15 protein-coding genes are annotated in these 13336 nt (G+C 59.6%); 7 read left to right on the forward strand and 8 right to left on the reverse strand.

Annotated elements, in window-relative coordinates:
• The first annotated feature begins 74 nt into the window (after positions 1 to 74).
• From B0E42_RS24425 to B0E42_RS24445, 5 genes are all read left to right on the forward strand, one after another.
• The gene (locus tag B0E42_RS24425) at positions 75 to 1172 is read left to right on the forward strand and encodes a sterol desaturase family protein (protein WP_077507976.1); all 1098 of its coding nucleotides are present in this window, start codon (positions 75 to 77) and stop codon (positions 1170 to 1172) included.
• Positions 1169 to 1984, forward strand: coding sequence for a suppressor of fused domain protein (locus B0E42_RS24430; RefSeq protein ID WP_077507979.1), 816 nt, complete (start codon positions 1169 to 1171; stop codon positions 1982 to 1984). Before B0E42_RS24425 ends, B0E42_RS24430 begins: the two co-directional genes overlap by 4 nt.
• Positions 1985 to 2054: 70 nt before the next feature.
• Entirely contained in the window at positions 2055 to 2669 is a 615-nt protein-coding gene (locus tag B0E42_RS24435; RefSeq protein WP_077507982.1) for an alpha/beta fold hydrolase, read from the forward strand.
• Between the two features lie 89 nt (positions 2670 to 2758).
• Entirely contained in the window at positions 2759 to 3382 is a 624-nt protein-coding gene (locus B0E42_RS24440; RefSeq protein ID WP_018613688.1) for an SMI1/KNR4 family protein, read from the forward strand.
• Between the two features lie 178 nt (positions 3383 to 3560).
• Positions 3561 to 4124 (forward strand): NADAR family protein, encoded by a 564-nt coding sequence (locus tag B0E42_RS24445; protein WP_018613690.1) that lies wholly within the window; start codon positions 3561 to 3563, stop codon positions 4122 to 4124.
• A 132-nt stretch (positions 4125 to 4256) separates the two neighbouring features.
• Here the strand turns inward: B0E42_RS24445 and B0E42_RS24450 are convergent, their stop codons facing one another.
• The gene (locus B0E42_RS24450) at positions 4257 to 5537 is read right to left on the reverse strand and encodes an HAD family hydrolase (protein WP_077507985.1); all 1281 of its coding nucleotides are present in this window, start codon (positions 5535 to 5537) and stop codon (positions 4257 to 4259) included.
• Between the two features lie 252 nt (positions 5538 to 5789).
• On the opposite strand from B0E42_RS24450, the gene B0E42_RS24455 reads away from it, so the two are divergent.
• Positions 5790 to 6560 (forward strand): DeoR/GlpR family DNA-binding transcription regulator, encoded by a 771-nt coding sequence (locus tag B0E42_RS24455; protein ID WP_077507988.1) that lies wholly within the window; start codon positions 5790 to 5792, stop codon positions 6558 to 6560.
• A 234-nt stretch (positions 6561 to 6794) separates the two neighbouring features.
• Here B0E42_RS24455 and B0E42_RS24460 read toward each other — a convergent pair whose 3' ends face one another.
• The 3 genes from B0E42_RS24460 to B0E42_RS24470 all read right to left on the reverse strand — a co-directional run bounded on the left by B0E42_RS24460 (position 6795) and on the right by B0E42_RS24470 (position 9472).
• On the reverse strand, positions 6795 to 7481 hold the full coding sequence (locus B0E42_RS24460; protein ID WP_077507991.1) for a hypothetical protein: 687 nt from the start codon (positions 7479 to 7481) through the stop codon (positions 6795 to 6797).
• Between the two features lie 47 nt (positions 7482 to 7528).
• Positions 7529 to 7894, reverse strand: a complete 366-nt coding sequence (locus tag B0E42_RS24465) for a hypothetical protein (protein ID WP_077507994.1) — start codon at positions 7892 to 7894, stop codon at positions 7529 to 7531.
• 117 nt (positions 7895 to 8011) lie between these two features.
• Complete coding sequence (locus B0E42_RS24470; protein ID WP_077507996.1) at positions 8012 to 9472, reverse strand: transporter; 1461 nt, start codon at positions 9470 to 9472, stop codon at positions 8012 to 8014.
• A gap of 132 nt (positions 9473 to 9604) precedes the next feature.
• Here B0E42_RS24470 and B0E42_RS24475 point away from each other — a divergent pair, with 132 nt between their 5' ends.
• Complete coding sequence (locus B0E42_RS24475; protein WP_077507999.1) at positions 9605 to 10132, forward strand: Lrp/AsnC family transcriptional regulator; 528 nt, start codon at positions 9605 to 9607, stop codon at positions 10130 to 10132.
• 59 nt (positions 10133 to 10191) lie between these two features.
• On the opposite strand, the gene B0E42_RS24480 is transcribed toward B0E42_RS24475, so the two are convergent.
• From B0E42_RS24480 to B0E42_RS24495, 4 genes are all read right to left on the reverse strand, one after another.
• Entirely contained in the window at positions 10192 to 10761 is a 570-nt protein-coding gene (locus B0E42_RS24480) for a DJ-1/PfpI family protein (RefSeq protein ID WP_018613702.1), read from the reverse strand.
• Between the two features lie 75 nt (positions 10762 to 10836).
• Complete coding sequence (locus B0E42_RS24485; protein ID WP_077508002.1) at positions 10837 to 11892, reverse strand: alpha/beta fold hydrolase; 1056 nt, start codon at positions 11890 to 11892, stop codon at positions 10837 to 10839.
• 98 nt (positions 11893 to 11990) lie between these two features.
• A complete protein-coding gene (locus B0E42_RS24490) occupies positions 11991 to 12668 on the reverse strand; it encodes a phytanoyl-CoA dioxygenase family protein (RefSeq protein ID WP_053180801.1) in 678 nt (225 codons plus the stop codon).
• A 256-nt stretch (positions 12669 to 12924) separates the two neighbouring features.
• Complete coding sequence (locus B0E42_RS24495) at positions 12925 to 13203, reverse strand: hypothetical protein (RefSeq protein WP_053180799.1); 279 nt, start codon at positions 13201 to 13203, stop codon at positions 12925 to 12927.
• Positions 13204 to 13336: the final 133 nt, after the last annotated feature.

The raw sequence follows: 13336 nt of genomic DNA on the forward strand, positions 1-13336 counted from the left end.
AATGCCTGAAAACCCAAGCCCAGCCCAACGCGACTGATTTACAATGCCGTTCCTTCGACAGAGACCGGCCTTTCGTGGATGCGTTTTCCCTTGTCTATCAACACCTGAGCGCATGGGTAATCGCACCCGTCACCCAGCAGTTCCTCGGCATTTTCAACCTGAACGGCCGCCTCGGGATCCTGTTTCTCTGCGCTTCCTACAGCGTCGCCTATGGCTTGTTCCGCTACAGAAAACACCGCGGCCTGACTGACGCTCGTTCGTTCTGGCAATTCATAGGCGGCAGCCAGGTGCATCTGCATCGCTCGGCACTGCTGGACTATCGCTACTACTTCGTCCGGGCGATTCTCAAGATTGCCTTGGTGTTGCCCATTGTTCATCTGGTCGATCCGTACATTCTGCGCTCCGGGGATTACCTGGCTTTTTTCAGCAACCTCTGGGGCGCGCGTCCGCGTCTGGGGGAGAATCTTTCGCTCGCCTTGCTCTATGGGCTAGGGGTGTTCCTGGTGAAGGACTTCGTCCACTACTGGGCGCACCGGGCGTTTCATTCGCGCTGGCTCTGGGCGTTTCACAAGGTGCATCACTCGGCGCCGGTGCTGGTGCCGGCCACCGCGAGTCGGGTGCATTTTGTGGAGAAGATTGTCGAGAGGCTTGGCACCACCGCCTGCCTGGGCCTCTTCGCAGGTGGCTTCTGGTATGTCTGTGGCGGTGAGATCAGCCGCTACACGTTGTTCGGCGTGACGTACCTGGTGTTCATCTTCAATAGCCTGGCGGCCAACTTGCGTCACACCCATGTTTGGCTGTCCTTTGGCCCGGTGCTGGAACATGTGCTGAACAGTCCGGCCCAGCACCAGATTCACCACAGCGATGCACCGCGTCATTTCAACCGCAATTTTGGCGTCAACCTGTCGCTGTGGGACTGGATGTTCGGCACGCTCTATGTCACCCGCTTGCAGCCCGAGCACTTGCGTTTCGGCACCGGAGAACAGGACCACCAGCGTTACCTGACGGTGTATAGCCTGATTGTCACGCCTTTCGTCGAAACTGCCCGCAAGTGCCTGCCCGCGTTTTCATATCAACGCCAACACGCCACAATGCGCCCAACGCCTGCCATCGGATCAGCGAGAGCTGACACAGGTGAGGCTCAGCGAAAAACCAGCAAGGAACGCCCATGAATTTCTTCAAGAAGCTCTTCGGTTCATCGAAAACCCCTGAAACCCAAGACGACCAGCCTGCGCCGCAATCCCACGAGCTTGGCGACCTGACCGAGGCTGAAGCCGCCAATCTGGCCGTCCGGGAAGCCGGCGCAGCGTGCCTGGATCGTCATTGGAGCGCTGTCGGCACGGTCGAGCGGGATGTCCTGGCCTATCTGATCAGCCCGACCTTTTCCGGCGGCCCGTACTGGCCTTCGACCCGCCAGGCCTACCGTGTGGTTCGCCGTGGCGACACGATCATTCTCGCCACTGAAGGCCTGTCCGATCCATTCGATGATGCGGAAGGCATGGGCAACGGCTTCGAGATGGAATTGTTCGTCGAAACCGCGGATATCCCCGAGCACGCCTATGGCCCCGTGGGGGAGGTCGATCCTTTCAAAGGCAGCTGGGCCTTCGAGCTGCTGGAGCACGTCGCCAAAACGGTGGCCGACGCTGGCGGCATCACCCACCAACTCGACCAGTACGGGGCGCTATCCCTTGAACTGCCCGGTCTCAGCCAATCGCACCACATGAGCGATCAACTGCCCAAACTCTTCGTGACCGATGACGACTCCACCGGCGTTCTGCTCGGCGCCCCGGAACCGGATTTTCCTACCCAACTGGATGACATGCCCTTGTCTCCGGTCAGATTGGTGCCGGTGGTCTTGATTACGGCGGCGGAGCTGGAGTACGTGCGTTCGGGAGGGCGAGCGGCGCGGGAGGATCTGGTGAGCCGTTTGCAGGCGGCGGGTGTTGGGCATATGAGCAGCCTGCATCGGGCGAGTGTGGTGTGAGGCTGGAGCCGGTCATCGAACCTGGCGGCCTCCTGCTGACTCTTTCAATCCCATCTTCAAGGACGAACCCGTGACCGCATCCCCCGCCAAACTCATCTTCCTGCCCGGCGCCTCAGGCAACACCCAGTTCTGGCATCCGGTCGCCGAGCGCTTGGCCCACCCGGCGCAGCAAGTACACATAGGCTGGCCCGGTTTTGGAGACACGCCGCCCGTGCCTGACGTGACCGGCATGAGTGACCTGGTGGCGCGTGTGCAGGCCGAGATCGACCGACCCACAGCGCTGGTGGCGCAATCCATGGGCGGTATCGTCGCTGTGCTCGCAGCACTTGAACGCCCTGAGCTGATCACCCACCTCGTGCTGACTGTCACCTCGGGCGGGGTGGACATGTCGGCGCTGGGCGCGCAGGACTGGCGCCCGGATTTTGCGGCGGCCAACTCGACGCTGCCGAGTTGGTTTCTCGACGACCGCACCGACCTCACGTCCCGCCTGGTCGAGCTGCGCATGCCGGTCCTGCTGCTCTGGGGCGACGCTGATCCGATCAGCCCCGTTCGCGTCGGCCAGTACCTTGCCCAACTGTTGCCCCGCGCTGAACTGCACGTTTTCCCTGGAGCCGATCACAGCCTGGGCTTTACTCACGCAGATGAGGCGGCGAGGCAGATCGAGAGACATCTGGCCAGCGCGTGAGCGGAGCACTTGTTATCGACGTGTCGGACTGATTGTGCGGCGCGGCGTGTTTCAAAACCTTCAGGACCCAATACCTTTTCGAGACATCAATGACTGACTACCGCGGACTCATCCTCGAAGACACCCGTGAAGGCGCCGCCGAGCGTGCCATCACGCAACTGGAAGCCAGCCTGGATGCCCGCTTGCCGGACGACTATCGCCAATTCCTCAAGACCTGCAACGGCGCCTACGTGGAATACGATGTGCTGGCGACCCTGGCCAATGGCGACGAGGAACTGCTTAGTTTTTCGCTGTACGGGCTGGACCCGGACAAAGAGTATGAATCCAACCCCTTCGAACTGGAGCAACTGCGGGCCCAGCCCGGCTTCCCCGCAACGGGATTACTGCCGATCGGTCGCGACGGCGGCGCGAGCATCTTGCTGCTGGACCTGCGGGAAGGGCGCCAGGACGTGGCGGCGATGGTCGCGGGCTTGCCTGCCTGGACCGGTCGCCGTCAGCAGGGCGATGAGTACGTGGTGTTGGCGGATTCTTTCAATGGCTATCTGGATTCGCTGCATTTATCGCAAGAGCGGATCGAGGAGCATATCAATCACTTCATGATCAGCCCTGAGAGTATTGAGGCGACGTTGGAGTGGTTGGATAAGGGAAGTCCGGGGTGGCGGGAGCGGTATCGGGAATTGTGGAATGCGAGGGTTGTGGATCGGTTGATTTGAAGGCTGATTGGGTGGATGAATTCCGGTCTTGTCCCCTGGAGGCTGTTTACCTCTACTTCCCAAGCCGTCGCCACCATTTCGTAAGCTATGAGCGATGCAAGTGGGCGCTATAGACACGAAGCGGCCTTGGTCAGCACAGTAGCTGTAACTTCGATCTTCAGTCAGCAAGGACATCTCATTGAACGACTCTGAACATGTGAAAGAACTGTGCGCCCGTTTCAACTCTGGAGAACATCTGACGTTTACGTTTTTCTGGGGGCACCAGCGCAGCAAAATTGCCGTTACGGCTTCGTGCTTCAGCCAATGGTTCGAGGCCGGGTTCATTGTCGAGGGGCAACATTACCCGACAGCCGAACACTTCATGATGGCCGAGAAAGCGGCCTTGTTCGACGATCAGGAAAATCGTGCGCAGGTGCTCCACGCTCCTACTCCTAATGCCGCCAAAGCACTTGGCCGCAACGTGCGCGGCTTCAATGATAAGGTTTGGCTGCAACACCGATACGACATCGTCGTTCGAGCGAACCAGGCCAAGTTCTCTCAGAATCCGCAGTTGAACGAATACCTTCTACAAACCGGTTCGAGCGTTATTGTCGAAGCCAGCCCGGTTGATAACATCTGGGGTATAGGGCTCGCACAGGACAACGCGGATGCGAACAATCCGAATCTGTGGAAAGGCTTGAATCTGCTGGGGTTTGCGCTGATGCAGGTGCGGGACGGGACGAGTGTGCCAGCCCCAAGGTAGTGTCCTACTTACAGACTCCCTCGGGCCGGCAGTGGTAGCGATTTTCCGACGCAGAATCATCATTCCCGCAGATACAAGGCGCGTTGCACTGCTGCTCGCGGATGGCCGCCGGCCACCCGCGAGCCAGTACCATCAAGCCAGCAGCTTAAGCTCGTCTTTACCGTATTTGAGCGATTTCTCGTCTGGAATCATCAGGCCGGTGTGCTCGTCGCGCCCCTGCAGGACGAAGCGGGCGTCCGGCTTGCCCAGTTGGGTCGCGGCCTGTTGGCTGTCGGCGCCGATCTCGCCCTTCTTCATGCGGTTGACGATCACCCCCACCGCCGTATCGTTGAAGTCGCGCAGCATCCAGGCATCGCCATCGCTGTCGCCAGCCACCAACACCGGGCCATAGCCCTTCTGTTTAACCAGCACGTTCTTGATGCCGACGGTTTTGCCCGGACCGTAATTGAAGTGCCAGTCTGGCTGATAACGAGTGGTGTACTTGCCGTCTTCCATCGCCATGCGCAGGCCGATCACGTTCTCAGGCGGCACGCCGTATCCGTAATGAGGATTGCCCGCGAACACGCGTACCACATCGTCGATCGAGGCGGTGCTGATATAGACGTCGATGCCGTTGGCGCGCAGCGTGTGCATCAGGCCACGAATCTCCTCATGGATACGAATGCCATGGAAGTGGGTAGCGGCCACCACCCCGGCCCTGCCCGGTAATGTGCGCGAACTCTCGTACTTGACCTTGCGCAGCGCGTCGCCGATGGCGTAGTTGTTGGAAGCCTCGGCCATTGCCTGCAACTCAGCCGTGGTCATGTTCTTGTAGAAATACAGAATCCACTTGTAGCCGATCTCCACCGGGTAACTTTCGCAGATCGCGTCGTACATGAAGTAGAGCTTGGCGAGAAAATCCTTGTGCTGCTCGCTGGTCTGGATCTCCTCCAGGCTCTTGTCGCCAGCGAGCCCCTTGTAGTTGGCGTGTAACCAGCGGTAATCCGCTTCCACATCGCTGGCGATGTCTTCCATCTTGACCGGCTTGCCGTCCACCGTGGTGTAGTCCTTCATGAACGCGCCGTTCGGCACGTCCTGACGCACCACAGCAGCGAACTCATCAGGTGTCAGCTTGTACTGCAAATGATTGATCTGGTAGACCAGCAGTGCTTCTTCACAGTCGTTCATGATGCAGGTGTTGTCCCAGTCGAACACCGCGTATGGGCGCTGGTCAGGACGGTAGGACGCGCTTTTGACGCCGTGCTGATCGATCACTGCTTGCAGACGCTTTTGGTTAAGCGGCGACCAGCGCGCTGGGTCCAGTGCACTCGGTGTGGCCGCAGGCGTGGCGGCTTGCGTTATGCGGGATGACAACAACAGCGGAGAGACGATGGAAACGGTGGCGAGGGTGTTCAGAAACTGGCGACGCTGCATGGCATAGCTCCTACTTCTAGACGAGAGGTTGCAACCGAGGCGATGGCGAAAGCGTGTTTCGAAATACGGACGAGGGGAAAAGCCCGTCCGGCCACGAGGCTAGCTCCAAATACACAAAAAAACAATATTGCCTCAACATTACACAAATATGCCGCGCAGACCGTGTCAACTCAATGATCCTGGGGCCGCGCCAAACTTGACAGCGACTGACGCCCCTCCACAATGCGTGCTCGAACAGCAGGGACACACGGTATGTGGCAAGAAGAGCGTTACCAGCGGATCCGCGCACTGCTATCGACCTTGCAGCGCGTCACCACCGACTGCATTGTCACGGACCTGAATGTTTCTCGCGAGACAGTGCGGCGCGACCTGGTCGCTCTGGAAGAACAGGGAGAGTTGAAGCGGATACACGGCGGCGCCATCCGCGTTGAGGACGAAGCGCCCATCGCCGAGCGGGCGCAAAGCAACGTCAAGTTCAAACGTGACCTCGCGCGCGCCGCGGTCAGTCTGCTGTCACATGGGCAGACAGTGTTCATCGACGCGGGCACCACCACCGTCATCCTTGCCGAAGAGTTGGCCAAGCTGGGAGGGCTGACCGTGATCACCAACTCGTTCAACGTGGCACTGCAACTGCGCAACCCCGCCGCGTCGGGCGGTCGGCACAACGAGGTGCTCGTGCTGGGCGGCTCACTCGACGATCGTGCGCCGGCGACGGTTGGCAGCACCACGGTGGCGGAAATTGCCCGCTATCGGGCCGACCTGGCGCTGTTGTCGCCGGTCGGCATCGACGCCCAGCGCGGCGCCAGCAACTACGACCACCGCGAAGCCGAAGTGGCGCGCGCCATGGCCGACAATGCCGAAGGCGTAGTCATCCTCGCCGATTACAGCAAGATTGGCGTGGAGAGCCGCGTCGCTTTCTGCCCGCCAGAACGCATCGACGTGCTCATCACCAACCACAAGGCCAGTACCGAAGCGGCGTTCGCCGCACTGAACGCCAAGCTGAAACGTATTGTCCTGGTGTAGCGGTGGTTTGGCGGTTGCAACAGGCATTGACGCAGCGTGATGCTCAAGTGCAGGTAACCGGGTAGATCTAGCACGCTGCGACTCTCGGCGCGGGCAAACTGACGGTAACTGTATTGGCCGCTAAAAAGAGCAGGAACGAGATGGGAGCGAGTACTTTGAGGGCCCGCTTCTCGAAGCCATGAAGCGAGTGCAGTCAGGGGAGTAAGTCATCCCTTCGCCGCTTGAATCCAGTCCTCAGTCGAGACGCTCGATGGCGCGTGCAAGATTTGCGCGTGCCTGCTGCTCGAATGCGTCGAAGTACGCTGCGGTCGTATAGATCCGCCCGCGCGCCAGGAATCCCTCCAGGACCTGGCGCCGCTTCTGGCGGTACACAGGCAGAGGCACAAACTGGTACTCGCGGCGAATTTGTTGGTCGTATTCCTCGAACCGTTCGAACGACGCTCCAAGGATCGCCAGGTCCGTGTCCACCAATACCGCTTCGTCTGCCGACGCCGGGGCGCCGTCGTGTCGCGTCACCATCACCAGATCGTAAAGCCTGCGTCGCGTTTCATCGCCCAGGCCGCTATCACGTGCCACGTCGTCCAACCATTGCGCACTGCGCAGCTCGTTGTCGCTGCGAAGGGGGTCGTAGATCACGTCATGGAACCACAGCGCGAGGTCGATTTCGGCGGGGGCCTGGCAGGCCGTGTTGACGAATCGGCGCGCTTGAAGGCATTCCTTCAGGTGCTGGAGGTTGTGGTAGGCACGGTGCGGCTCGCAGTAGTGTCGAATGAGTTTTTCGTACGTTTCTCGTGACGCGCATCCGACGCCAAGCTCCGCCCAGACGCGAGCCCAGGCGTCGAAACCCGTGACGTCAGCTGCGTCTAGGTCGCCCTGTGGGCTGGCCGGGAATTGACCGTTCTCTTCTGGCGAACCCGTCATCGTTTCTCCTGCGCTTCAAAAATGAAAAAGGCGACACCCATTTCGAATTATTGGGCATCGTCCGCTGGCGCCCCGTAAGCTGCGCCAATCTCAACTCGGTCTGCCTTTACCCAACCGGTGTAGTCGTCGCCGCTCTTGGCGATGAAGTTCACTTCCAGCCATGATTCGTCCTCAAGGCTGGAGTAAACGGTGAGGGAGTCGCCGGGAATTACGAAAATCTTCTTATTGGCACAGGCTTCATCCGGCGCTTCGTGGAAATGCAGGCGCCCGGTGCCAATGACCTTGCCTTGCACCGACGGATGAAACTCAGGCACCGTTCCGGAGATCTTTTCCGCCAGGGCCGAACAGTTAACAGCGGCCTGGCTCAGGCTGCTGAAAAGGCACAGGCACAACACGCTTGAGCGCAGATACATCGTGGCGAATTCCGTTTGGGGTAGGGGCGTAGGATAGTTAAGTCAGAAACTCTTGGGAAAGAGAAAAAAGGGGACTCGAACAATGGCAGAAAGGGGCGCCCATCTGCCAATACCCCGCTATCCAAACCATCCACTCAGCAACGCTGCGCCCAACGCGACTAACGCGGTATTGAGACAGACCAGCGTGAAGCCAAACCTTACCAGTTCGCCTTCTTCTTTCGCCTGGGTCTTGGCAAGTCCCAGGATCAGCATGACAACCGACAGCGAGCCCAGCGCTGCATGCCCAGCCGAGCTGTTCTGGACGGCAGCCAGCAACAGGCGAGAGGATTCGGGCAACATGGCGATGGCCGGCATGAAGATCGCATTGCCGCCAACATTCGACCCGGTCATGTAGCCTGACAGCGCGCCAAACAGGGCAACCAGCGACGTCGCGGCGGCGGGTGACAGGCCCGCCAGCAGTTGCATCAGACCCGCGAGGAAGCCGGCCTTCACCATCATCTGCGACATCGCGAGGAAGAAGAAAATGGTCAACAGTGGTCGCTTCGCCCGCGCCACCAACGCAGCAGGCATGCTGACGTCGAGTGCTGTCTGGTGTTGGGTGTGACGTGTGTGAAACCCTAGCCCGATCAGCACCAGAACCAGTGCCAGGCCGGGTGAGGCGAGTGGCTTCCAGGTGACCTGGGCGCCCTGTACAACCCAGTGATCCTGCCAAGAGGTGATCGCCCACACCATCTTCAACGCGACAATGCAGACAATCAGCACCAGATACGGCCATGCCTGACGCGGCCATTGCACTGCACCGCGCTCGCTATCATTACGGTGCAGGCGCCACAGCCCAGCAGAGAGTACCGCTGCGGCCGTCACCAGGCCCGCGGCCACGCCGGCCACTTCAGGGCCCAGCCAGCGACTGGCACTGTAGAGCACGCCCACAAACAGCAGCCAGAAAGCGCCCAACGTCCTCCATTCCCGCGAGTCACGAACGCCTGCAAGAAATAGCGCGATTGCACTGAGGGCCAAAAAAACCGGTGCGCTGGTCAGTGCCGAGGTCGATGCCAGCGCGGGGGCGTCCAGGTGAACCAACGAAGCACCAATGACCGATGCCAGGCCCAGCGTTCCCCAGGGCATGATTGCCATGCCGGTCAGTGCTATTCGTAGCGCGATCCGACGTTCGAAGAGACTGAGAAGCAGGGGCACCGTGGCGATCAACGACACGCCGAAGCCGGTCATCGCTTCGAGCAACGGTGCCAGTCCAAGAACGATAAACACGACTTGATCGCCGCGTCCAAGCCCCAGCGACCGCACCCATTGGCTAAGCGCCAGGTTCACGCCCATGCGCTCGATAAAAATCACGAAGACCAGGCCCGGAACGATCACGAAAGCCGTACTTGCAAACAGCACGGCCGTATCTTGGGCGGCGGCCACCATACTGCCCAGGCGCCACGCGTCGGCAGCGCCGGCGAGCCAGAGCACCAAGACTAATGCAGTGCCTGCAATGGCTGCGTGCATGGGTGGCCGGCGCAGCCCGACGAGCATGGCTGTAACCAACAGGACAGGGGAAAGATGGAACAGTGCGAGCATGCCAATAATATCCTGTGTGTGTTCCCGACCAAGGCTGCGTACGCAGACTGCTGGCAAGATAATATTTCTCTTGGCTAGATAAAGGGGTGCGGTTTTCTGTTAGTTTTCGAGAAAATTTCTCACGGGTTTACCATGGCCAAAAACGACGCAGCACTTGAATCGTTGGACAAGTTCGACCGGGCCCTCTTGGACCTCGTCCAGCGCGACAACACGATGCCGCTGCGCCTCATGGCCGAGCAGGTCAATCTTTCCACGGCCGCCGTTCAGCGCCGCATCAAGCGGATGGAAGCGGGGGGCGTCATCACGGGCAACGTAGCCATCGTGGATCCCACCGCCGTAGGACGGCCGATCACGATCATTGTGGAAGTGATGGCAGAGCGCACCAGCATCGAGGCACTGGAGGCGATGAAGGCACACTTCGCGGTGCCCGAAGTTCAGCAGTGCTACTACGTCACCGGCGAAGTGGATTTCGTCCTGGTATTAACCGTTGCCAGCATGAACGAATACCAGGCGTTGGCGCGGCGATTGTTTGCCGAAAATTCCAACGTGACCTGGTTCAAGACAATCGTGGCGCTGGACCGTGTGAAAGTCGGGCTTAATGTGCCGAGCGCGCCTGTGGGAAAAGGGATGGAAAAGGGGGATTTGCTTTTACTTCCATAAAACAAATCCGGCCGGGTCGGGCACGTGACTTTGACAGACGCTCACGTAGGGCGAAGCGTTTACCCATGTTCCGCTGCCAACATCGACCTGAACTGAGCAATGATCTCTGAAGATAACCCGGCACCTTCGAACACTGCGCAGGTGAAGCTCACGGGGGCAGGGCCTGGAGCAGTGATGATGCGGTCCGCAACCACAGCTACTGGGCTGCTTCGATAAAACTCATTGCCTTCATAACCCACGGCATTCTTTTGCAAGAAGTCGGCGCTGTTCGAGGTATGAGGAACCGTGTCGAGAAGCCCGGCCCTGGCCAGTGCCAGCGTTCCTCCGCAGATACCGGCAATTGTCGCTCCACGTGATCGACTCGCCTGAAGAAAATCGCCAATATCGGGTGCCTCTGCACGTTCCCAGACCATTCCACCAATGACCACGACAACGTCCGGTTTCCACTCCAGGCATTCCTGCAAACCGCTATCAACCGTTACGGCCAATCCACCCTGGGAGCGGAACTGCCCCGCAGCAGGCGCGAAAAACCTGACGTCGATCCCGTAAAAAGGGGACGCAGTTCCAGCGATGAAAGCGTATTCCCAGTCCGCAAAACCGGGTGTCAGTATCAAACCCACGCGTGCCATCAGTCAGAATCCTCCATGAATGCCAAATGCCTACCACGGCCTTTTCGTTAAGCCGCAGCGAGTCAGTACCACCGGTTACAAACTGCCTTTTTTGTCTGCAGGTAATTGCGCCAGAAACTCTGCTATCAGCGATGCAACTTGCTGTTGAATCACCCCGCGAGCACGCCCGCCATCCTCATCTCGGCAAATAATGCCATCCCCCGGCACGTGCTCTTCGAGGATTTTCTGCGCACCAGGTTTGCACATCGACATGAAGCTGAAATGGCTTGCGTCTTTGATCTCGACATAGCGGCTTGTCGCCGAGGGCAGGCGCTTGGCCAGGTTGGCAGATTCCAACTCGGCGGGAAGCTCTCGCGACGGTACGCCAGCCGCGATCACCAGGGCGGGGACAGGCAGCGCGGCCAAGCTTTTATCGGTCATGCCCCGTGAAAGGCCCAGGTCCAATGTCACCACCGCCGTGACGCGTTTATCGCGCCAATCGGCGGCCAGTTCGGCCTTTGATTCAGCGGTGCTGGCGGGGTTCATCTGTTCGTAGACGGTGCAACTGCCTAACTGCGAATGGGCTTTGCAGTCTTGGGCGAAGCGCTCTGGGTCGAAGCGAGCGCCGGCGATTTCCAGGGCGGTCCAGCCGCCGAGTGAATGGCCCACGGCTGCAATTCGGTCATTGGCGACCCGGCCAAATTTTTCAGGTCGGGTTGTGACTGCATCGATGGCTCGGCGCAGGTCAACGGGCCGCTGCCATAACTGCGCCGCTGCTTGCGGGCTGCGGTCATGGGTGGTGCTGCCGGGGTGGTTGATGGCGGCGACGATGTAACCCTTCTGGGCCAACGAACTGGCCAGCCAGATCTGGTTGCTCCAGTTGCCCCGGTAGCCGTGGGAGAGCACCACCAATGGATGTTCGCCGGCAGCGGGCGGCGCGTTACGCACGGCAGCGGCGCCGACAAACACCGCGTTATCGGCGATCAGTTGTGGGGTTTCGGTCGTTGCGCTGGGGTACCAAACGACCATCTCCAGTGCGCGGCCATTGTGCGGATCCGGCAGGGTGGAAGTTTGGAAACCGACGGGGTTTTCGTCAGCAAATGCGGTGGTCGTCAGGCAGGCCAACAACAGGGCGCCGAAAGCTGTTTTCAATGTCGTTTCTTCCTTGATTAGACGAATGGGGTTGTCGATAAGCACGGGCATTAAAGCTCAGATTCGAACCGCTGCGCACAATTTTATCGACCAAAAACCTAGCCCCCGAAAGCAAACTCCGAAGGGGCGAATCGGTCGCGGGTGTCCATACGAATATTGCGCAGCGCCACGGTTTCCAGGTGTGACGCGTAGAGCGACTCCGAGAAATAGCTGATCAGAATGGAACGACGGCGTGCGCCGATCACGTTCAGGCTGCCCGCGTGCACCAGATCGACATCGAACACCAGGATGTCACCGGCAGAGCCTGAAAGCTGTACGGCGCGTGACTCGTCATTGAAGTCGAAGGGGGGGGCGTCCGGCTCAGGTCGATGGCTACCGGGGACGATCCGTGTCGCGCCGTTCTCGGGGCCGTAGTCGTCGAAAAAAGCCAGGGCGATGGCGATGTCGCCTGGCCGTTGGGCTGACAAGTCGCGGTGCAGTTGTTGGTGGCCGCCACCGGCAAGGGGCTCGCGGCCTTCCACTTGGGAGAGGAAGAATCGCTCGCCGATCAACTCACCTGCCACCGACAGTAGCTGGGGTAGACGACATACGGCCTGAATCTTCGAATCATCGTCCAACATCGAATAGCGCCAGTCCATGCCGCGAGGCACTGGCCATTGGTCCGACGGTTTCACGCCAGCATCGAACACGGCACGAAGGTCGGCCAGCCACTCGGTCGGGATTGCTTGACGGAGCAGGGCGTAGCCGTCTTGGTGGAGTTGTTTGCGGTCAGGCATGGTTTTTCGACGTCCTTGTGCGAGCATTTGGAAGGCTAGTATGCAAACCAAAGTGGGACCACCAGCCCTTGATGAGTCAGGGGCCCTGTAGGAGCTGTGTAGGAGCTGTCGAGTGCAACGAGGCTGCGATCCTTTGATCTTTCGCTCCGAACTCAATTGGCAGTGAAAAGATCGCAGCCTCGTTGCACTCGACAGCTCCTACAACGCAGTTCAAGCGGGAGCAAGCTCCCTCGCCACAGGTTGTCGGTTGGCAGGCTTATAGAGTGGAACCTGCCGGTGCCGCATCCAATCGTCGTGCAATCACATCCATAACATCACACCCATCACGCAGTGGAATGCAGCAAAGCTGCGCCAGATCTTGCAAGGTCGCGGGGTCGATCGTCTGTTCATCACGCATCGCCAAGTTTTCCAGGAATTGGGTGGCGGCGCGGATTCGGTAGGCGGCTGAGTCGAGCAGGATGTGTAGCGGGGCGGTGGTATCGACGTAGAGGGGTTGGTCGTCGGCGTTGCTGGTAAGGCCCATGTATCGGTTCATAAGTAAGCTCCACTGGATAGTTTTGCCCACTGCGGGTCGCCATCTGGGCGACGGCAAAACTATAGACGCCCCCACAAAAACGACGCAATAGATGGATAGGCAGGCCAATTCCCAACGATATGTAGGACCTTTC

This window comes from Pseudomonas sp. A25(2017), from assembly GCF_002001065.1.
Classification (GTDB): Bacteria; Pseudomonadota; Gammaproteobacteria; order Pseudomonadales; family Pseudomonadaceae; genus Aquipseudomonas; species Aquipseudomonas kilonensis.

Bases quoted from the DNA above. Each gene is read 5' to 3' on its own strand.
- B0E42_RS24430 (WP_077507979.1), top strand. From the start codon at position 1,169: ATGAATTTCTTCAAGAAGCTCTTCGGTTCATCGAAAACCCCTGAAACC.
- B0E42_RS24440 (WP_018613688.1), top strand. From the start codon at position 2,759: ATGACTGACTACCGCGGACTCATCCTCGAAGACACCCGTGAAGGCGCC.
- B0E42_RS24450 (WP_077507985.1), bottom strand. From the start codon at position 5,537: ATGCAGCGTCGCCAGTTTCTGAACACCCTCGCCACCGTTTCCATCGTC.
- B0E42_RS24455 (WP_077507988.1), top strand. From the start codon at position 5,790: ATGTGGCAAGAAGAGCGTTACCAGCGGATCCGCGCACTGCTATCGACC.
- B0E42_RS24460 (WP_077507991.1), bottom strand. From the start codon at position 7,481: ATGACGGGTTCGCCAGAAGAGAACGGTCAATTCCCGGCCAGCCCACAG.
- B0E42_RS24465 (WP_077507994.1), bottom strand. From the start codon at position 7,894: ATGTATCTGCGCTCAAGCGTGTTGTGCCTGTGCCTTTTCAGCAGCCTG.
- B0E42_RS24470 (WP_077507996.1), bottom strand. From the start codon at position 9,472: ATGCTCGCACTGTTCCATCTTTCCCCTGTCCTGTTGGTTACAGCCATG.
- B0E42_RS24475 (WP_077507999.1), top strand. From the start codon at position 9,605: ATGGCCAAAAACGACGCAGCACTTGAATCGTTGGACAAGTTCGACCGG.
- B0E42_RS24480 (WP_018613702.1), bottom strand. From the start codon at position 10,761: ATGGCACGCGTGGGTTTGATACTGACACCCGGTTTTGCGGACTGGGAA.
- B0E42_RS24490 (WP_053180801.1), bottom strand. From the start codon at position 12,668: ATGCCTGACCGCAAACAACTCCACCAAGACGGCTACGCCCTGCTCCGT.
- B0E42_RS24495 (WP_053180799.1), bottom strand. From the start codon at position 13,203: ATGAACCGATACATGGGCCTTACCAGCAACGCCGACGACCAACCCCTC.